General features: G+C 75.3%; 23 protein-coding genes. 4 read left to right on the forward strand and 19 right to left on the reverse strand.

Annotated features, from left to right (window positions below; translation table 11 throughout):
- Window positions 1-38: 38 nt before the first annotated feature.
- The 6 genes from LX15_RS10000 to LX15_RS10025 form a co-directional block, all read right to left on the reverse strand.
- On the reverse strand, window positions 39-413 hold the full coding sequence (locus LX15_RS10000; RefSeq protein ID WP_253669248.1) for an SCO6045 C-terminal-like domain-containing protein: 375 nt from the start codon (window positions 411-413) through the stop codon (window positions 39-41).
- Entirely contained in the window at window positions 410-1,225 is an 816-nt protein-coding gene (locus LX15_RS10005) for an MbnB/TglH/ChrH family RiPP precursor modification enzyme (RefSeq protein ID WP_253669249.1), read from the reverse strand. Before LX15_RS10005 ends, LX15_RS10000 begins: the two co-directional genes overlap by 4 nt.
- A 180-nt stretch (window positions 1,226-1,405) precedes the next feature.
- Window positions 1,406-2,269: a TIGR04222 domain-containing membrane protein gene (locus tag LX15_RS10010; RefSeq protein WP_253669250.1), complete on the reverse strand. Its 864-nt coding sequence runs from the start codon at window positions 2,267-2,269 to the stop codon at window positions 1,406-1,408.
- A 19-nt stretch (window positions 2,270-2,288) separates the two neighbouring features.
- A complete protein-coding gene (locus tag LX15_RS10015; protein ID WP_253669251.1) occupies window positions 2,289-3,131 on the reverse strand; it encodes a TIGR04222 domain-containing membrane protein in 843 nt (280 codons plus the stop codon).
- A 342-nt stretch (window positions 3,132-3,473) separates the two neighbouring features.
- On the reverse strand, window positions 3,474-3,890 hold the full coding sequence (gene msrB / locus LX15_RS10020) for a peptide-methionine (R)-S-oxide reductase MsrB (protein ID WP_372502558.1): 417 nt from the start codon (window positions 3,888-3,890) through the stop codon (window positions 3,474-3,476).
- A gap of 1 nt (window position 3,891) precedes the next feature.
- Window positions 3,892-4,218 (reverse strand): hypothetical protein, encoded by a 327-nt coding sequence (locus LX15_RS10025; RefSeq protein WP_253669253.1) that lies wholly within the window; start codon window positions 4,216-4,218, stop codon window positions 3,892-3,894.
- A 50-nt stretch (window positions 4,219-4,268) separates the two neighbouring features.
- Here LX15_RS10025 and ligD point away from each other — a divergent pair, with 50 nt between their 5' ends.
- On the forward strand, window positions 4,269-5,294 hold the full coding sequence (gene ligD, locus LX15_RS10030) for a non-homologous end-joining DNA ligase (RefSeq protein WP_253669254.1): 1,026 nt from the start codon (window positions 4,269-4,271) through the stop codon (window positions 5,292-5,294).
- A 133-nt stretch (window positions 5,295-5,427) separates the two neighbouring features.
- Here the strand turns inward: ligD and LX15_RS10035 are convergent, their stop codons facing one another.
- The 3 genes from LX15_RS10035 to LX15_RS10045 form a co-directional block, all read right to left on the reverse strand.
- Window positions 5,428-6,282 carry a DUF4352 domain-containing protein gene (locus tag LX15_RS10035; protein WP_253669255.1) on the reverse strand — a complete coding sequence of 285 codons (855 nt, stop codon included), beginning with the start codon at window positions 6,280-6,282 and terminating at the stop codon, window positions 5,428-5,430.
- A gap of 366 nt (window positions 6,283-6,648) precedes the next feature.
- Entirely contained in the window at window positions 6,649-6,945 is a 297-nt protein-coding gene (locus LX15_RS10040) for a DUF8847 domain-containing protein (RefSeq protein WP_253669256.1), read from the reverse strand.
- Window positions 6,946-7,300: 355 nt separating this feature from the next.
- Complete coding sequence (locus tag LX15_RS10045) at window positions 7,301-8,863, reverse strand: alpha/beta hydrolase (protein WP_253669257.1); 1,563 nt, start codon at window positions 8,861-8,863, stop codon at window positions 7,301-7,303.
- A gap of 510 nt (window positions 8,864-9,373) precedes the next feature.
- Here LX15_RS10045 and LX15_RS10050 point away from each other — a divergent pair.
- A complete protein-coding gene (locus LX15_RS10050) occupies window positions 9,374-10,462 on the forward strand; it encodes an arabinan endo-1,5-alpha-L-arabinosidase (protein ID WP_253669258.1) in 1,089 nt (362 codons plus the stop codon).
- A gap of 27 nt (window positions 10,463-10,489) precedes the next feature.
- On the opposite strand, the gene LX15_RS10055 is transcribed toward LX15_RS10050, so the two are convergent.
- The 9 genes from LX15_RS10055 to LX15_RS10095 all read right to left on the reverse strand — a co-directional run bounded on the left by LX15_RS10055 (window position 10,490) and on the right by LX15_RS10095 (window position 15,611).
- Window positions 10,490-11,578, reverse strand: a complete 1,089-nt coding sequence (locus LX15_RS10055; RefSeq protein ID WP_253669259.1) for an ATP-dependent DNA ligase — start codon at window positions 11,576-11,578, stop codon at window positions 10,490-10,492.
- A 204-nt stretch (window positions 11,579-11,782) separates the two neighbouring features.
- Window positions 11,783-12,379, reverse strand: a complete 597-nt coding sequence (locus tag LX15_RS10060; protein WP_253669260.1) for an alkaline shock response membrane anchor protein AmaP — start codon at window positions 12,377-12,379, stop codon at window positions 11,783-11,785.
- On the reverse strand, window positions 12,376-12,912 hold the full coding sequence (locus LX15_RS10065) for a DUF6286 domain-containing protein (protein ID WP_253669261.1): 537 nt from the start codon (window positions 12,910-12,912) through the stop codon (window positions 12,376-12,378). The genes LX15_RS10060 and LX15_RS10065 overlap by 4 nt, the downstream gene beginning before the upstream one ends.
- 3 nt (window positions 12,913-12,915) lie before the next feature.
- Window positions 12,916-13,320, reverse strand: coding sequence for an Asp23/Gls24 family envelope stress response protein (locus tag LX15_RS10070; protein ID WP_253669262.1), 405 nt, complete (start codon window positions 13,318-13,320; stop codon window positions 12,916-12,918).
- Complete coding sequence (locus LX15_RS10075) at window positions 13,317-13,496, reverse strand: hypothetical protein (RefSeq protein WP_253669263.1); 180 nt, start codon at window positions 13,494-13,496, stop codon at window positions 13,317-13,319. Before LX15_RS10075 ends, LX15_RS10070 begins: the two co-directional genes overlap by 4 nt.
- Window positions 13,497-13,574: 78 nt before the next feature.
- The gene (locus LX15_RS10080) at window positions 13,575-13,823 is read right to left on the reverse strand and encodes a hypothetical protein (protein WP_253669264.1); all 249 of its coding nucleotides are present in this window, start codon (window positions 13,821-13,823) and stop codon (window positions 13,575-13,577) included.
- On the reverse strand, window positions 13,820-14,230 hold the full coding sequence (locus tag LX15_RS10085; protein ID WP_253669265.1) for an Asp23/Gls24 family envelope stress response protein: 411 nt from the start codon (window positions 14,228-14,230) through the stop codon (window positions 13,820-13,822). The genes LX15_RS10080 and LX15_RS10085 overlap by 4 nt, the downstream gene beginning before the upstream one ends.
- Window positions 14,231-14,241: 11 nt before the next feature.
- Window positions 14,242-14,715 (reverse strand): Asp23/Gls24 family envelope stress response protein, encoded by a 474-nt coding sequence (locus tag LX15_RS10090; RefSeq protein ID WP_253669266.1) that lies wholly within the window; start codon window positions 14,713-14,715, stop codon window positions 14,242-14,244.
- Window positions 14,716-14,855: 140 nt separating this feature from the next.
- A complete protein-coding gene (locus tag LX15_RS10095; RefSeq protein WP_253669267.1) occupies window positions 14,856-15,611 on the reverse strand; it encodes a pyrimidine reductase family protein in 756 nt (251 codons plus the stop codon).
- A 23-nt stretch (window positions 15,612-15,634) separates the two neighbouring features.
- Between LX15_RS10095 and zapE the strand changes: the two genes are divergently transcribed.
- Together zapE and LX15_RS10105 are read left to right on the forward strand one after the other, a co-directional pair.
- Window positions 15,635-16,669 carry a cell division protein ZapE gene (gene zapE / locus LX15_RS10100; protein ID WP_253669268.1) on the forward strand — a complete coding sequence of 345 codons (1,035 nt, stop codon included), beginning with the start codon at window positions 15,635-15,637 and terminating at the stop codon, window positions 16,667-16,669.
- Window positions 16,670-16,932: 263 nt separating this feature from the next.
- Window positions 16,933-17,187: a hypothetical protein gene (locus LX15_RS10105; protein ID WP_253669269.1), complete on the forward strand. Its 255-nt coding sequence runs from the start codon at window positions 16,933-16,935 to the stop codon at window positions 17,185-17,187.
- Window positions 17,188-17,195: 8 nt separating this feature from the next.
- Here LX15_RS10105 and LX15_RS10110 read toward each other — a convergent pair whose 3' ends face one another.
- Complete coding sequence (locus LX15_RS10110; RefSeq protein WP_301304361.1) at window positions 17,196-18,593, reverse strand: DUF2252 domain-containing protein; 1,398 nt, start codon at window positions 18,591-18,593, stop codon at window positions 17,196-17,198.
- Window positions 18,594-18,618 lie beyond the last annotated feature (25 nt).

The following is an 18,618-nucleotide window of genomic DNA, read 5'->3' on the forward strand; positions in this document are numbered from 1 at the left end:
CCGGACGAGCCCGGTGACGGGCGTCGCCGGGCACGACCTCAGCGTCGCCGCCACCAGCGGCGGCGGCCGGGGAGCCGTTCTCCCCGCTTTTCCAGCCACCGCGTGAAGGCGGCGGCGTCGTCCCGCGCCGTGGAGCCGGTCCGCCGGGGGTTCGCCGCGGCGTAGGCGTCGAACAGGGGAGCGAGCCGGTCGCCCAGGTGGTCGACGAGGTCCGGCCGGAGCCGGGCGACGACCCGGCGCCGCTTCGCGCGCAGGGCACGGGCCTGGGCGCGGACCCGCTCGACGTCGAATCCCGGCGGCGGGGCCTCGGCGAGCACCAGGGCGCGCAGCAGGCCCGCCTGCGCGGCGGCGAGCCGCCGCCGGCGTTCGGCGTCCCCGTCCGGTCGTGCCGCGTCGTGGGGGTCGCCGGTCAACCGTGGGACTCCACGACGGCGCGGATGGCGGCGAGTTCGGCCGCCAGTTCCTCGTCCGAGGGGTACTGGTCGTCCCGTTCCAGCAGCACGCCCGGCGGGTCGACCCGGCGCCGCAGCTCGGCGAGGAGGTCGAGCACCGGTCGGGTCACCGGGTGGGCGTGCGTGTCGTGGTAGAGCCCGTCCCGCTCCTCACCTCCGGCCACGTGCACGTAGGCCAGGCGTTCCCAGGGCACGGCGTCGAGGAACGCCGTCGGGTCGCTGCCGAGGTTGCGGGCGTTGACGTACAGGTTGGCCACGTCGACCACGAGCCAGCACCCGGTGCGCTCGACCAGCTCGGCCAGGAACTCGCCCTCGTCCAGCTCGGCGTCGGGCCACTCCAGCAACGCGGCCACGTTCTCCAGCGCCAACGGCACCGGCAGCTCGGCCTGCGCGTCGAGCACGTTGGCGACGAGCACCTCCAGCGCGTCCCTGGTGCGGGGCACCGGCAGCAGGTGCCCGGCCTCCCAGCCGTCGCCACGCACGAACGCGACGTGGTCGCTGACCAGGGGAGCGCCCAGCGACTCGGCGACCGCGGCCAGGTGCGCCACCCGGGACCGGTCGACCGGCTCGGCGCCGCCGAGCGACAGCGAGACCGCGTGCGGCAGCACCGGCACGCCGCGTTCGCGCAGCACGCGCAGCGACTCGGGCGGGTTCGCCGGGTGCACGCCCTCCGCGATCACCTCGACGAAGTCCACGCCGGGCAGGCGCTCGACGGTGAGGTCGATCTCGGGGCGCCACCCGATGCCGACGCCGAGTCGGGGGAGGGTGTTCATGCGGTCACCTCGCGAACGTCGTGGTTGTGGTTCGTCCGATGGGGAGTGCGGGGAAGGGCCGGAAGCGGGCCGCGTCACGGTGGTTCCGCTCGGCACGGGCGTCATCCGGCGGAGGTGAGGGACCCGTCCGTGCGCCCACGCCCCCTGGTCGTCGGCGCGGGGGCGGGTCCCTCGGGGCGGTCAGCCTCCACAACCGCCGCCGCAGCCCCCGCCTCCGCCGCCGCCACCGCCACCGCCGCAGCCCCCGCTGCCGCCGTCGCCACCGGCGTCGCCGCCGTCCGACGACGCGCCAGGGGAACCGTCACCGCTGGCCAGCAGGACGGCCCGCTCCGGCCCTGGCGGCATCGCGACGAACCCGGCCAGCGCCACGGCCACGGGCAGGTCCGAGGCCCGCGGACCCCGCGAGTGCCGCCGCGCCCGCGCGTCGGTCACCAGCTCGTCGCCGGCCCTCGTGCGGAGCGGTTCGCGTCGCACCAGGCCGAGCACGACCACGAGCACGGTGAGGGCGAGCAGGAGGACCAGCCATAGCACCGGGCGGTCGAGGGCCAGCCCGTTCACCAGGCGGACGACCCCCACCACGCCGACCAGGGCGGCGGGCAGGACCGCGACCAGCAGGCCGGTGCGCGCCCTGTCCGGGTCGACTACGACGCCGGAGGACACCAACCGGCGGCGGATCTCGTCGGTCAGGGGCAGGGACCGGGCCGCGGCCCGGAGGTGGCCCACCGTGCGGGCGCGCCCCGCGGCCACCAGGTCCAGCAACCTCGCGTCGACCGGGTGCTCCGCCCGCCCGCCGGTGGCCCGCAGGTGGCCGTTCCGGGAGATCCGCAGCGCCCCCGCGGTGAGCAGGCGGCCCACGGCCAGGTCGGCCAGGCGGGCGGGTCCGGCGGCCAGGTAGGCCAACTCCTCCGGGCTCGGCGCCGGCAGGTGGCCGTCCGCCGCGCGGAGGCGACGCCGCGCGACGGCCAGCCACACGACGGCCAGCCCGAGCGCGACCAGGTACAGCAGGAGGAACCGCGGACCGCTCAACCCCCAGGGCTCGTTCACCGTGACTCCGTTCCCCTCGTCATCCCACGTTGGGGCTGCTGGACCCGGCGACGCTGTCCCCGCGACGCCACCACCCGGCCGGCCAGCCGGCTCCCGCCTCCGGCGGGTCGGGCAGGTGGTCGGGATGGGCGTTCAGACCGTGGAGCGCGACCAGCGCGGCCGGGCCGGCGCAGGTGAGCACCGCCGGGTCGAGGCCGAACTCGCCCGGCGCCGGCGGGTGTCCGGCGATCACCCGTCGCGCGGCTCGCAGCAGGCGGTCACCCGCGGCCGTCCTGATCGGCGGTTGACGGCGCCGCACCCAGCCGACGGCGAGCGCGGTGAGCCCCAGCGCCGTGGTGTCCCAGTCGACCGACGCCCCCGCCACCAGCTCCGTGCACCACCGGACCAGTCCCACGGCGGCCAGGACGAGCAGGGGGAAGACGGCCCACGCCCGCGCCCTCCCCACCGCGTGCGGGTCGACGACGTGGCCGGTGCGCACCAGGCGCGCGCCGACCTCGGCGACCAGCGGGCTCCCGGCGACGTCGGCCACCACCCTGTCCAGGGGCCGGCCCCGCGTCGGGACCGCCCGCGACACGATCCGGTCGGCCTCCCCGGTCGGGACGGGCGCGGCGGTCGGCAGCAGGCCGCGCGCCGTCAGCCGGAGCGTCCCGGCGTCGAGCTGACGGGCCACCAGCACCTCGGCGACCCGGTGCGCGCCGCCGGCGAGGAAGGCCAGGTCCAGCAGGTCGACGGACGGGTCCCGCGCCGGCTCCCCCGACCGGCGCAGGGTCGACCGGACGGCCGAGGCCCACAGCAGGGCCACGGGCAGGGCGGTGGCGTACAGCGCGAGGAACTTCGGCTCGGACAGGCCCCACGGGTCCATCGCGTCCCCCTTCCCCCAGTCTCGGGACGCCATGGTGTGGTCGGGGTCACGACGTGGCCAAGGCCACTTGACCAAACTTTAGGGTTCTTGGGAAAGGCTTAGGGTTGCGGTTCCGTCACCTGGAGCAAGCACCCGCCGGCCCGCGGACCCCGGAGCCGTCACGCGCTCGACGGGCCGTGACACGAGCCGTGACACGAGGGCGGGCGAGAGGAACGCCTGACGTCCCCTCGCCCGCCGTGTCCGCCGGGACCGCCGTGGCCGTCGCGACCGCCGCGCCCGTGGAGCGTCTGTCCACTGTGTCCATTCCGCGTCCATTCCGCGGCCGTCGCCCCGTCGGCCGGCCTACTCGACCGGCTCCAGGCGGAGGCTGATCGAGTTGATGCAGTAGCGCTGGTCGGTGGGCGTGGGGTAGCCCTCGCCCTCGAACACGTGCCCGAGGTGGCTGTGGCAGCTCGCGCACAGCACCTCCGTGCGCACCATGCCGTGGCTCCGGTCCTCCCGCAGGATCACCCTGTCGCCGGCCAGCGGCGAGAAGAAGGACGGCCAGCCGCAGTGCGAGTCGAACTTCGTGTCGCTGCTGAACAGCTCGGCGCCGCAGGCGCGGCACGAGTACACGCCCCGCGTCCTGGTCTCGGTGTACTCCCCGGTCCACGCCGGCTCGGTGCCGGCCTCGCGCAGCACCCGGTACTCGGCGGGGGTGAGCCGCTCCCGCCACTCCTGCTCGGACCGGACGACCTTCGGTGTCTCCACGTCCCCCACGCTAACCCCCGGCCCCGAGGAACGTGCCGAGGATGAACAGCAGCGCCTCCCACACGGTGTACAGCACGCCGAGCAGGATGAGCCCGACCACCAGGATGGCCACCAGGCGGCGGTGCCCGGTCACCCGGTTGGCCGACTCGGCGAAGTTCTGGACCCCGTCCAGGTAGCCCTCGACGGTGTAGCGCGGCGTGGCGTGCTCCATCCGGTCCAGGTGCTCGGCGAACGCCCGCGCCTCCGGGTCGTGCGGGTCCAGGCCGACGAGGTCGTCCTCGAACCGCCGTCCCGCGCGGCGGGCCGGTCCCTCCTCGTTCCTGCCGTGTTCGGCCACGCCCTCCACGGTAGCCGGCGGAACGCCCTGATCGGACCTACCGTGACGGGGTGGCCGAGCGGGTCGAGCTGACCGTGCCGGGGCCGGACGGGGACCGCGTCGTCCGGGTGTCCAACCTCGACAAGGTCTACTTCCCGGAACGCGGGATCACCAAGGGCGAGGTGCTGGAGTACTACCTCGCGGTCGCCGAGCCCCTGCTGCGCGCGGTGCGCGACCGCCCCACGATGCTCAAGCGCTACCCGGACGGTGTGACCGGCGAGCACTTCTACTCGAAGCGCGTGCCCAGGGGCGCGCCGGACTGGGTGCGGACCGTCCGGATCAGCTTCCCCTCAGGGCGGCACGCCGACGAGATCTGCCCGACCGAGCCGGGCGTCCTGTTGTGGGCGGCCAACCTCGGCACGTTCGACTTCCACCCGTGGCCGGTGCGGCGGGACGACGTCGACCGGCCCGACGAGCTGCGGGTGGACCTCGACCCGCAGCCGGGCACGGGCTTCGGGGAGGCCGTGCGGGTGGCCGGGGTGCTGCGCGAGGTCCTCGACGAGGCGGGCATCGTCGGCTACCCGAAGACCTCCGGCGGAAGGGGCGTCCACGTCCTGGCCAGGATCCGGCCGGAGTGGGACTTCGTGCACGTGCGGCGCGCGGTGATCGCGTTGGCTCGCGCGGTGGAGCGGAGGATGCCGGGCGAGGCGACCACCGCGTGGTGGAAGGAGGAACGCGGCCGGCGGGTGTTCCTCGACTACAACCAGGCCGCTCGGGACCGGACGATCGCCTCGGCGTGGTCGGTGCGCGGCACCCCGAGGGCCACGGTGTCGATGCCGGTCACCTGGGAGAGTCTGCCCGACGTGGACCCGGACGACTTCGACGTGCGCACCGCCCCCGGGCTGCTGGCCGAGCACGGGGACCCGCACCTCGGGCTGGACGACCGCGCCCACGGGATCGAGGTCCTGCTCGACTGGTTCGACCGGGACGACCGGGATCACGGGCTGGGCGAGATGCCCTACCCGCCGGAGTACCCGAAGATGCCCGGCGAGCCGCCGAGGGTGCAGCCGTCCCGACGGCGTCGCCCGTCGGACTGATCCGCCGGACTGATCCGCCGGACTGATCCGCCGGTCGCCCGGCGTTCACGGTCGTGGCACGCGCATTGAGCGTGACGCGCCCTGTCGGGGCTGCGACGCCGGGGCGGCGAGGCCGAGGCGGACGCCCCGGATCTCAGCCGAGCGACCAGTACCCGGCCGGCGTGTGCAGCCCGTCGTCGAGCTGGATCCGGGCTCCGGCCAGCCGCGCCGGGTCGACCTCGAAGACGATCATCCCGCTGGTCTTCTGCCCCGCGGCCAGGGTGAGGGTGTCCAACTGCCGCCCGGGGAGGCCGTAGCCGCTGATCGACGTGGCGATCGTCGTGCCGTCGGCGTAGACGAGCTTGAAGCGCAGCGGCGACACGAAGACGGGGAGGGGGCCGACGGACTCGGAGACCGCGAAGTCGACCTGCGCCGTCAGGAACGACGCGCCGTTCCGCGGGCGCGTGTACTCGTTGGGCGCGGGGACGTCGGGCTGGACCCCGGAGACCGTGACGACGTAGTCGTGCCCGCGTTCGTGCACGTTGATCGGGGTGCCGACGGGCACGGTGGTGATCTCGGCCGGCTTCTCCGTCGCCCTCGGCGGCGTGTTCGGGAGGGTGAGCGGGGTGGGGGCCGGCGGCGGAGCCGGGGTCGGCGCCGCGAGGGCCGGCGGCTCGCTGTGCTCGCGCAGCCCCCGGACGAGCACCACGCTGGTCGTCGTGCCCACGCCGAGCGCCAGGACGGAGACGACCACGCCGGCGATGCTGGCGGCCCGCGCGCCGGGCCGGCCGCCCCTGGCCCGGAAGAGGCCCACGACGGCGAGCACCGCGCCCACGATCCCGAGGAGCGCGCCCACCGGGCCGGTCACGACGAGCGCGGAGACCAGGACGCCGCTGCCGCCGACGACGAGGGCGGCGATGCCGAGGTTGTCGCGCCGCGGCTCGGCAGGCGGCTCGTCGGGTGGCGGGGGCGCGCTCGGGAGGGGGCCGGAGGGGATCGGGGCGGTCATGGTCTTCCTTCGTCGTCCGGCGCGGACTCGCCCGCTCGGGCGCCGATCACACGCCCCCCGACTCTACGGGGCCGATCAGACCGGTCAGAACCCGTTCCGCGGTCCTCGCAAGCGGAGAGGGGCGGCCCGGCTCGCGTTCACCGAGACCAGTGCCCGCGACGGTCCCCGCACGTGATGTTGCTCAAGAACGGGGGCACGCCCCCGCGTGGTCCGGATCCCGTCGTCCCCGGGGCGTGGGACGGCGAAGGGGGCGTACAGACGTCAGCGGTGGGAAACCGGGACGGCGTTGTCGTGGCCGTCGGGTTCCCCACCGCTGACGTCGGTTCGGTCCGGGCCGGAGCGGCCGGACTTCGCGGGTTCGTGACCTCAGGCGCTCCCGTCGGCGGGAGTGTCCGTGATCCGGGTGGTGCGGGAGCCCGTGTAGCGGTAACGCCAGACGCCGTCGTCACGGCGGCTGTCGCGCCGGTAGCCCAGCCACGTCAGCTCGGCGCAGCCCGCGCGGACGGCCCGCAGGAACGTGGCCGCGTCGAAGTCCGGCCGGAACTCGCCGGGAAACTCGAAACACGGCGTCGGCAGTCCGGCCCGCCCGGCAGGGACGGTCAACGTTCGCCCGTCCTCGGGACCGCCGATCAGTTCGATGGGGACCTGGTTTCGCTCGACCATTCGGCGGAGTGTCGGGACGAAAGGGTGGTTTTTGGCAGGTGCTCACCCGATCGAATGGCCGCAGGTGGGGGAGAAGACGGTGCCGGACCGTGACGAGGACCGGCGTGGCGCGTCACCCGCTCCGGCGCACCCCGGTCGCTCTCGCGGCGGTCCCGCCCACGTGCACATCTGCATACCGTTTGATGTGTCCCTCAACCGCCGCACCAAGGGAGGTTCCCGTGACCGTTCCACAGGCACAGGGTGGATGTAGCTGCTGCTCCGGCTGCACCGGTCCGGGCTGTGGCTGCTGCGGGAGTTGCAGCTAGCACCACCGGATGACGATCGCGGCCACGGTCGCTCCCGGGTCGCGCCGGCCTCATGGCGGGCAGGTCGTCCGGTTGACCGGGACCTGCCCCTCGACGAGGAACCGCTGCACCGCGGCGGTGGCGCAGGGGCTCGCCGGGAACGCGCCGTGGCCGCTGCCCTGCCACGAGACCAGGGCGCTGCCCGTGAGCTGCTCGGCCGCCCTCGTGGTGCCGAGGAGCGGGGTGACCGGGTCCGCGGCGCCGGACAGCACCACCATCGGCGGGACGTCGAGGGTGCGCGGCGAGGGCAGCGGCTTGACCGGGGGCCACGCCGAGCACGCCATGAGCTGTTGGGCGAGGAACGCCCCGAACAGCGGGTACTTCCCCTGCCACTCGGGCACGAGCGCGGCGAGCCGGTCGAACGGCACCCGGGTCGCGGTGTCGTTGCAGGTGTTGATGAGGACGCCGTCCAGCGCCGGCGGCTGGTCGCCCTGTCCCGAGACCAGCGGCCGCACCGCGGCCGACACCCCGCTGCCGTCCCCCGACCCGGCCTTGGCCAGCGACTCCGCCAGTCCCGGCCAGCGCTGCCGGTCCCCGAGCCCGGCGACGACCGCCCGCATGACCAGGCCGGCGGTGACCGGTGTGCCGCCGGAGACGGCGATCGGCTGCTGGCGCAGCTTCTCCAGGAGACCGGTCAGGGCCTGCTTCGGGTCGCCGCCCAGGGGGCACCCCCGCGCGACGCAGTCCTTGGCGAAGGCGTCGAAGGCCTGTTCCGCCGCGGCCGCCCTGGCCTCGGTCTGCCCGACGGCGTCGGTCGTCGGGTCGGGAACGCCGTCGAGGACGAACCGGCCGACCGCGTCGGGGAACCGCTGGGCGAAGGTGGTGAGGACCTGCGAGCCGGTGCCCCTGCCGAGGGCGTTGACCCGGGAGACCCCGAGCGCCTCCCGCACCTGGTTCAGGTCGCCGGCGGCCCGCCAGGCGTCCAGCGCGGGGAACTGGTTCTCCAGGTCGATCAGGCACCGCTGGGTCGCCTTGCGCAGGGAGTCCATCAGGTCCTGGAGCTTGGCCGGCTCCCGCGCCGCCGGGTCGAAGCCCGCGATGGCGCGGCGCTGCTCCGGCGGGACGCAGTCGGCGGGGGTGGACCCGCCCGTGCCCCTGCGGTCCACGCCCACGAGCGCGAACGTCTGGAGGAACTCCGGCGGGAGCTGACCGGCCAGCCGCGCGGCCCTGGTCGTCGCCGGCTCCTCGTCGACGTCGTTCACCACGAGCAGGGGGACCTTGCCGGAGCCGGCGCGCAGGACCGACAGCCGGATCGAGCCCCTGCCGGGGCGGTCCGGGGCGTCCAGCGGGGCGACCACGCGGCCGCACTCCAGCCGGGGGCCGTTGCCTCCCGCCCCGCCGAGCCTGGCGCGCACCGTCGAGGTGCAGTCGGACCACGAGATCCGGTCGGAGTGGGACTCCTCCAGCCGGGGGAGGGGGCGCCCGCCGCCGGGCGCGGCGGCCGGGGGCTGTTCGGGCGCGGCGCCGCGCACGCCGATCGGAGGCGGGTCCGCGGGCCCCACGGTGCAGCCCGCCACGGCGACCATGGCCAGTGGCAGGAGCAGCGCGGCGGCCCGGATGGCGGCTCGCGGCACGGCTGCTCCTCGCTTCCGGGTCGACGTCGTCCGGGTCGTGGTGGTGACACGGTAGGTGGAGCCTGACACGGGCGTGGTGAGACCGCCGTGAGGGGGGCGGGCCCGGCGGGGTGAGCGCCAGCCCGGCGTCCGGTCAGGGGACGGGCTTTCCGGTTTCACTCGTAAGTATTTCCCCCTGGCGGCGGAATGCGCACAAGGAACGCGTTTTCCGTGCACGCTGGGCGTTCATTTTTTCCCGGAACGGGCGACCGGAACCATCTCGCGAGGGGTGGGAACCCGGGATAATCTTGGGACACTTGTGATCATTCCCGCGCGACCGGTGTCGCCGCGGGCGCAGCCCGAAGCCCGTCAGTGCCCGTTGGCGCTGGTCGGACCCGGTCGGCGCCGGATGGTGTCGGCCGGCGCCGGTTCTCCCGTCCGATCCCGCCGTCCGATTCCGTCGCCCGATCCCGCCGTCCGTTCCCCTCCGGAATCCCGGTGGTTCCGGCACAGCGCAACCGTGGGGTGGTTATGGCGTTTCCGTCCCGTTCGCGCACGGCGCTCGTGGCCCTGTTCGCCCTGCTGGCACTGCTCGGCGCCGGCCCGTCCCCGGTGTCGGCCCTGCCATCCCTCCCTCCTTCTCCGGGCGCGGGGTCCCTCCCGTCCGGTGGCGCGCCGGCGCCGCCCGCGGCCCAGAACCCGCCGCACGGCCCGTCCCCGAACCCCCAGTACCCCTTTCCCCGCCCGCTGACCGGCGACATCCGCGTGGTGCACGACCCGACGATGGCCAGGGTCGGCTCGCAGTACGTCGTCTACTCCACCAACGAGGCGGTGCGGTCGCTCGTCTCCGACGACGGTGTCGACTTCCGGATCGCGGGGCGCGCGTTCGCCCAACCGCCGGCGTGGTGGCAGAACTACAACGCGACCGGGGTGATCTGGGCGCCGGACCTCAGCCAGCGGGACGACGTCTTCCTGCTCTACTACTCGGTGTCCTCCTGGGGCAGCAACAACTCCGCGATCGGCCTGGCCACCAGCGACACCGGCCTGCCGGGGAGCTGGCGCGACCACGGCATCGTGTTCGCCTCCAGCGGGGGCGACGACTTCAACGCGATCGACCCCTCGCTGCTGGTCGACGCCGAGGGCCGGTGGTGGCTGGTGTTCGGCTCCTTCCACACCGGCATCTACCTGATCAGCGTCGACCCGGAGACGGGCATGCAGTCGACCACCGACCGCGCGCGGCACAACCTGGCGCGCCGGGGCGAGGGCGGGGCGATCGAGGCTCCGGTCATCGTGGAGCGGAACGGCTGGTACTACCTGTTCGTCTCGTTCGACACCTGTTGCGCCGGCGCGAGCAGCACCTACCGGATCATGGTCGGCCGCTCGGCCAGCCCCACCGGCCCCTACGTCGACCGGTCGGGGACGCCCATGCTCGACGGGGGCGGCACCGAGGTCCTGGCCAGCCACGACTGGGTCATCGGGCCGGGTGGCCAGTCGGTGCTCAGGGAGGGCGACCAGGACCTGCTCGTCTACCACTACTACCACCGGGACGACAACGGGACGCCGTACCTGGGCACCAACGTGCTGGAGTGGGACGACGAGGGCTGGCCCCGCGTCGTCTGAGCCCGACGGCGGGCCGGGCGCCGTCGGTCAGGAGGGACGGACCTCGCCCCGGAGCACGGCGTCGAGGTCGTAGCGCGCCGGCTCGTCCAACTGGTCGTAGCCGCACGACGGCGCGTCGCGGTCGGGCCGCCAGCGGACGAACTGGGCCGTGTGCCGGAACCGCGAGGGACGGCCGCCCTCGGTGTGGTCGTAGGCGACCTCGACCACGCGTTCCGGCCGGAGCGGCACCCACTCCTGCTCGGTGGCGCGCCACCGGCTCACCGCCCCGGGCAGCCGTTGGCCGGGGCTCCGGTGGGGCTCCAGCCACGGGTGGTCCTCGGCCGCGTGCTCGGTGAGCGGGGCGAGTTCGGTGGCGAGTCGGCGTCGGGTCGCGGCGGGGAAGGCGCCCACCACGCCGACGTGGTGCAGGACCCCGTGCTCGTCGTGCAGGCCGAGCAGCAGCGAGCCGACGGCGGTGCCGGGCTCGGTGTTGAGGTGCCAGCGCAGCCCGGCCACGACGCAGTCGGCGGTGCGCATGTGCTTGATCTTCAACAGGGTGCGCTTCCCCGGCGTGTAGTGGCCGTCGACCGGCTTCGCCATCAGCCCGTCGAGCCCGGCGCCCTCGAAGAGCCGGAACCACTCCCTGGCGGTGGCCACGTCCGTGGTGGCGGGCGTGAGGTGCACCCGGTCGGCGTCGGCGGGCAGGAAGTCCACGAGCGCGGCGCGGCGCGTGCCGAACGGCTCGTCGAGCAGGGACCGGTCCGCCAGCGCGAGCAGGTCGAAGGCCACGTAGCGCGCGGGGGTCTCCTCGGCGAGGCGGCGGACCCGGCTGGCCGCCGGGTGCACGCGTTCGCTCAGCGCGTCCCAGTCGAGCCGGTCGGCGCGGTCCACGACCAGCTCGCCGTCCAGCACGGCCGGCCCCGGCAGGGCCGCGCGCACCGCCGTGACGACCTCGGGGAAGTAGCGGACCAGGTCGCGGCCGTTGCGGGACTGGAGCACCACGTCGTCGCCGTCGGCGAAGACCAGGCACCGGAACCCGTCCCACTTCGGCTCGAAGACCAGGCCGGGTCGGTCGGGCACGTCGCCGACCGACGTGGCGAGCATGGGCTGGACGGGTGGGGCCAGGGGGAGGGCCACGCCGCCATGGTGCGCCGGGCGGACGCCCCGCGCCCGTCCACGGTCACCCTGCCCGGGCCGGTCGAGGCCTGACCGGCGGTGGCCCGACCGGCGGTGGCCCGACCGGCGGTGGCCCGACCGGTCGAGGCCCGAGCGGCGAGGCCCGAGCGGCGAGGCGGCCCGGTCGGTGGTGCGGTCAGTGGTTGCGGTCGGTGGCCTGGCTGGTCACCGCACCCGGCGTCGCTCGGCCGCCTCCAGCTCCAGCCGGACGGCGGTGGGCAGGCGGTCCACGCCCAGCGACGTCCTGGCGCGGTCCAGCACCTTCCGGTCCAGCTCCTCCCACACGGCGCGGACGTCGGCGCCCTCGCGCAGCCACAACGTGAGCCGCAGGGCGGGCCGGTCCTCGCCGCCCACGAGCCGCGCCCTGGCCCTGGTGACGCCCTCCACGGCCTCGGCGTCGGCGCGCACGGCGTCGGCGACCGCGCCGCCGGTGACCGTGAGTCTCGTGCCGGGTTCGCGGTCGAGCACCAGGTCGGGCCGGTGCTCGGGGCGCAGCGCGCCGGCCGCCCAGCGCAGGCCGAGGACCAGCGCCAGCAGGCCGAGCACGAGCGCGCCAACCCTGGCCAGGTCGCCGCGCGCGGCGAGCCACTCCGTGGCGAGCGGGTCCAGCAGGGGGCGGTGGGCCCGGAACGTGCCGACCCATCCCGCGCCGACCACGAGCGCGGCGACCCCGGCCAGGACGAGCACCAGCCCGATCACGAGGGCCGTGACGCGCTCGCCCCTGGCGGAGCGGGCGACGGCGGCGGCGGAACGGTCGCTCATCGGCGGTCCTTCGGCGAGTCGACGATCACGGAGATCCGGGGGCGGCGGGCCAGGGGCAGCCCTCCCACGACCTCACCGACGAGCTGGCCCAGCCGGGGGCGCAGCGCGTCCTCGTCGAGCATCCGGCTCGTGGCCCGCACCCGGACGCGCCGCGCGCTCGCGGTGACCGACGCGCCGGCCACGCCGTCGGCGGCGCGGACGCGGTGGCCCACCACGCGGGCGAGGGACCGGGGCGAGGTGACCGCCGTGACCTCCGGTGCGGGGTCGGCGAGCCGGACGTCGCGTCGCCGGGCGAGCAGGGCCAGCAGGGCGAGCACGAGGCCGAGCGCGACCAGGCCGGCGGCCAGCCAGCGGACGCGGTCGTCGGCCCAGTCCACGCCGGACAGTCCGTCCCGCCACCGGGGCCACGGGACGACCAGGGGGACGTCGTCGGGGCGGGCCCACGCCCAGGCGACCTCGACCACCAGCAGGGCGCCCGCCGCGGCCACGGCCAGGCCGAGCAGGGCGGACAGGACTCGGAGCAGGACACGCATCGGCTACTCCACTCGCGGTGGGGTCTCGGGCAGCAGCGCGGAGACGGTCACGTGGACGGATCGGACGTGGTAGCCGGTGACGCGGCTCACCTCCTCGGTGATCCGGTGCCGCAGCGCGTCGGCGGTCTCCCTGACCGCCGACGGGTAGCGCAGCGCCACGTCCAGCTCGATGTCGACGTCGTGGCCGGAGCCGGAGACGTGCGCCCTCGCGCCCCGGTCGCCCCTGCCCATGCCCCGCGGTGCCCTGACGGTGCCGGGGGTGAGGTCGGCGCAGCGTTCGGCGATCCGTCGCACCACCGAGGGGTTGACCCGCAACCTGCCCCGGTCCGCCGGATCCGGCAGGTCGCGGGGCGCGTCCGCGCCCGGTGGCCGCTCGCCGGCGCTGGCGGCGGTCGGCGGGGCGCTCACCGGTCCCTGCCCCGCCCGAACAGGTCGCCGAGGTCGAGCTGGCCGTCGACCGCGCGGCCGACGACCATGCCGATGATCCCGGCGGCCAGCGTGACGAGGAAGGCGCCGAAGCCGCCGATGGCGCCGGCCGCGCCGAGCACGAGCCCGGCGAGCAGCCCGGTCTGGGTGCCGTTCACGTGACGTCTCCTTCCGGTCGCCCGGTCGCGCGACCAAGACCGGGTCCATATAGGACAGTCCACTCTGGACAGACGAGGTCAGCGGAGTCGTCGGCGCGCGCGGCGGTCGCGCCGGTCGCGCCACCGCCACACCACCCCGCGCAGGCCGGCGGGGCGCGCGGTCACCGGGGCGTCGAACCGGTCGGGGGCCGACGCGTCGTTCCCGGGGGCCGCGGTGGCGGGCCGCCCCCGGAACGCCGCGAGGCCGGCGACGAAGGCGGCGGGGTCACCACCGACGTCGGGGTGGTGCGCCTTGACGAAGGCCAGGAACGCCCTGCGGTCGTTCATGACGGGTGCCCCGAATGCCCCGAACCGTCGGTCTCGTCCCCCTCGGAGGGGGCGGTGACGCCCGTGACGGTGACGTCCACCGGCACGGGGCCGGCGAGCGCTCTGACGCGCTCGCGGAGTTCGTCGGCCACCTTCGGCAGGGGCTGGCCCCACCGCAGCACCACGCCGACCTCCACCGGCGCCCCCCTGCCCTCGGCGCGCACGCCCACCACCCGGCGTCCCGGCAGGTAGGAGGCGATCACGCCGTGCGGGCCGCCGTCGAGGTGGGCGACGGCCGGGTGCTCGGTGACCGCCCTCGCGATGGCCTCGGCGAGGTCCTCGCCCGAGGCCCCGGACGCGCCCGTGGCGCCGGCGCCGTCAGTGCCGTTGGTGCCGTTGGTGCCGTCGCCGCTGTCGGTGCCGTTCATGACCGGGCCCCTCACTCCACCCGGGACTGGGGTTCCTCTTCGGACTCGTCCTCGGGCAGGTGGATGTCGTTGACCTCGATGTTGACCTCGGTCACCTCGAGGCCGGTCATCTGCTCGACCGAGGAGATGACGTTGCGGCGCACCGCGCGCGCCAGGTCCACGATGGACGCGCCGTACTCCACGATGAGGTTGAGGTCGACGGCGGCCTGCTTCTCGCCCACCTCGACCTGCACCCCGCTGGTCGAGGAGGTCCCCGCCCCCGGGATGCGCTCCCGGAGGGCGCCGAAGGCCCGGGAGACGCCGCCGCCCATGGCGTGCACGCCGGAGATCTCCCGCGCCGCCATCCCGGCGATCTTCTGCACCACGGACGCGGAGATCGTCGTCTTGCCCCGCGAGTGCTCGTCGGCCAGCCGGGCCGGGGCGCTCTCGGCGCGCTGGGCCGGGGCGTGACCCGTCGTCTCGGAGTGCGTCGTGCTCTGCGCCATCCCTGCGTCTCCTCCCACTCGCGCGACTGCCGGCACGTTCGCGGGACGGGTGCCCGGTTCCCACGCCGGCCATGCGCGGCGGACACGCCGGTGGGGCCGACTCCGGCGCACCCCACTCGATCGAGTGACGCGGGGCGGGTTCAGCGGGGGCGGGCGTAGCGCAGCAGCAGGGAGTCCTCGGCGTGCAGCGCGGAGGCCAGCCGCAGGCGCAGCGGCGCGTCGGGGGCGGCCCCCCGCGTGATCCGCCCGGCCTCGCCGCCGGTCAGCAGGGGCGAGACGGTCAGGCACAGCTCGTCGACCAGGTCGGCGGCCACGAGCGAGCCGAACAGGGCCGGGCCGCCCTCGCAGCAGATCCGGCGCAGGCCCCGCTCGTCCAGCGCCGCCAGCGCGGCGGCCAGGTCCACCTCCTCGTCGCCGACCACCACGACGTCGGCGCCCGCCTCGGCCAGCGCGGCCCTGCGCTCCTCCGGCGCGGCCGCGCAGGTGAGCACCACCAGCGGCGTGGTCGTGTCGGTGACCAGCGGCGCCATCGGGTCGAGCGCGCAGGTCCCGGTGACCACGGCGATCGGCGGCACGTCCGACAGGCCCAGTCGCCGCCGCCGCTCCAGCCGCACCTCCGTGCGCTTGACGCCCCGGTAGCCCTCCACGAGCGCCGTGCCCAACCCGACCAGCACGACGTCGGCCAGGTCCCGCAACAACGCGAACACGCGCTTGTCCGGCTTGCTGGACAGGCCCTCGGACCGCCCGGCCACGGTCACCGCGCCGTCGAGGCTGGAGACGAAGTTGACCCGGACCAGGGGCCGGTCCAGCGGGTCGGGATAGGCGTAGAGCCGTTCCAACGCGGCGTCGTCAAGCTCGGTGGGCGGAGTCACGTCCGAGGGCCAGAGTCGGTGCACCGGCCCAGGTTAGGCTCACGGGCATGAGCACCCCGCGCCTGACCGACCGTCGGCCGGAGGTCGGCGCGGACGAGCTGGTCGCGGCGATGACCCCGCCACCCCGGTTCGACGCGGTCCGCTTCGAGACCTACGTCCCCAACCCGGACGAGCCCAGCCAGGCCGCCGCCGTGGAGGCGTGCCGCCGGTTCGCGGAGCGGGTGGACGGGGCGGCCCGGCCCCGCCGGTCCTGGTTGCGGTCGCTGTTCGGCGACGGGCGGGACGCCAACGGCGACGGTCGGCCCGGCCTGTACCTGGACGGCGGGTTCGGCGTGGGCAAGACCCACCTGCTCGCCTCGATCTGGCACGCGGTGCCCGGCCCCAAGTCCTACAGCACCTTCGTGGAGCTGACCCACCTGGTGGGCGCGCTCGGCTTCGCCGAGGCGGTCCGCCGGCTCTCGGAGCACCGGTTGCTGGCCATCGACGAGTTCGAGCTGGACGACCCCGGCGACACGATGCTGGTCACCCGGCTGCTGAGCGAGCTGACCTCGGCCGGGGTCCACGTGGCCGCGACCTCCAACACCCTGCCGGACAAGCTGGGCGAGGGCCGGTTCGCCGCCGACAGCTTCCTCCGCGAGATCCACGCGATGGCCGCGCGGTTCGCGGTGGTGCGGGTGGACGGTCCCGACTACCGGCACCGGGGGCTGCCCGCCGCGCCCGACCCGAGGACCGACGACGAGCTGGAGCGCGACGCGGCCGCCGTTCCCGGCGCGACGCTCGACGACTTCGACGACCTGTGCGCGCACCTGGCCCGGCTGCACCCGTCGCGCTACGGCCGCCTGGTGGAGGGGGTCGCCGCCGTGTACCTCAGGGGCGTGCACGCCGCCCCGAACCAGGACGTGGCGCTGCGCCTGGTCGCCTTCGCCGACCGGCTCTACGACCGGGCCGTCCCGGTCGCCGTCTCCGGCGCGCCGCTGTCCGAGTTGTTCACGGACGAGATGTTGCGGGGCGGCTACCGGAAGAAGTACCTGCGCGCCGTCTCCCGGCTCGTGGCGCTGTCCCGGGACGCCGCGCGGGCCTGAGCCGGTCCGCCGGCGGTGCCCGAGGCTTTTTCCGCTGCCGCGCCTGGTGTTCCCGCCTCCCGCGAGGGTCGTCGCCCGCTCCTGTCTGGCATTCAGGCGAAGGCTGGTGACGGTGCGGCAGCGCCCGGTTACCCTCTGGGCGAGGGGAGTATTCCTTCTCGGCGGTGTCGTCACCACGGCTGTCGCGGCGGACGGCTCGGCACCGCCGGCCCCGGTGGCGGGAGAGACCTCACGAGGACGCTCGTTCCCCGAGGAGGTCTCCCGTGGGCCTGGTCTCCGCCGTTTCCTGGACCGCGCTCGTCGTCGCGCTCAGTCTGTCCTGTGTCCGGGGGATCACCGTCGTGGTCGCCATGGTCGTCGCCCTGCGGCGGACCTCGCCCGCGCAGCGCCCCGCGATCCTGCGCGCGTTGGCCGAGTTGATGCGCAGCCACCACCGGCAGCGCAGGGCCGCCCTGCGCCGCCGGCGCGAGCCCCGCGAGGAGGAGGGCGCCGAGACCGTCCACAGTGGACAGGAGTAGTCGGCGCCTCAGTCCTCGGCGAGGGCGGGCAGCCGCCCGTCCCGCACCGCGCGGACCAGCTCCGCGTGGTCCCGCTCGGTCTGGTCCGCGTACCGGACGGCGAACCGGGCGACCGCCTCGTCCAGCGTCGTGCGGTCCTCCTGCTCTCCGCAGTAGCCGGCGAGCAGGCGCGGGTCGATCGACCGGGCGTGCGCGCGGGCCAGCAGCGCGCCGGCGAGCCGGCCGTAGTCGTCGAGGTGGTCCCTGCGCAGCCGGGTCGGGTCGATGTCGCCCTTCATGTTCCGGAACTGCCGCACGATGAACGGCCGCCCGTCGATCGTGGTCCAGCCCAGCAGGATGTCGGTCTCGGCCTGCGCCAGCCGCGCGCCCTCGACGATCCGCCGCCCCTCGTGCTCCACCGGCGGCGCGCCGAGGTGCGGCGCGAGCGAGGACGGGCGGGACTCCTTGACCTGCAACACCAACGCCTCGTCGCCGTTGCCGTGCAACAGTGCCACGTAGCACCGCAGTCCGACGCTGCCCGTGCCGACCACCCGGAACGCCACGTCCGACAACGTGTAGCGGGTGATCAGGTTGCGTCGCGACTCGCGGAGCGTGTCGACGTAGGCGACCAGCCCCTCGGCGACCGCCTCGGCCGTGGCCGCGTCGACGTGCGTGAGCACGGGCGGGTTCTCGACGAACCGCCACGTGGCGTGGTCGACCTGCCGCGTCCACCTGGCGGCGACCTTCGCGCTGGTGTTCCTGCGCGCCTTGGCCGAGGCCCGCGCGAAGTCGTCCAGCAACGCGTCGGCCCGCGCCCTGCTGATGACCCGCTCGTCGGGCAGGGCGTTCCACGACTCCAGGAACGGCCGCCGCGCGAGGTGGGCGACGACGAGCCGGTAGGAGCGGACCGCGTCCTCGGCGGCGTCCCGGCACCCCCGCTCGGACACCCCGCCCACCCTGCCGGCGAGCACCAGGCTCGCGGCCAGCCGCTTGAGGTCCCACTCCCACGGCCCGACCAGGGTCTCGTCGAAGTCGTTGACGTCCATGACGATCGTGCCGTCGGCGGCGCCGTAGAGCCCGAAGTTCGCCGCGTGCGCGTCCCCGCAGATCTGCGCGGACAGCCCGCTCACCGGGCGGCCGGCCAGGTCGGCCGCCATCAGCCCCGCGGTGCCCCGGTAGAAGGCGAAGGGCGAGGCGATCATGCGGCCGGTCCGCAGGGGGACGAGGTGGGCGAGCCGCCCCGCGTTGCTCGCCGCGACGTGGTCGAGCACCGACGGCCGGTCCGTCCCGACCGGGGGGTGGTCGTGGTCCGCGTGCGGCGCGACCTGCCGCAGCGCCCTGCCCCGGTCGTACACCGCCCCCGGGTTCCGCCAGCCCCCGAGCAGCTCACGGCGCGCTCCGCCGTCCCCCCTGCGCACGGTGACCATCTTCCGCGACGTCACCCGTTCGGAC

The sequence above is a fragment of the Streptoalloteichus tenebrarius genome (assembly GCF_024171885.1).
Lineage (GTDB): Bacteria > Actinomycetota > Actinomycetes > Mycobacteriales > Pseudonocardiaceae > Streptoalloteichus > Streptoalloteichus tenebrarius.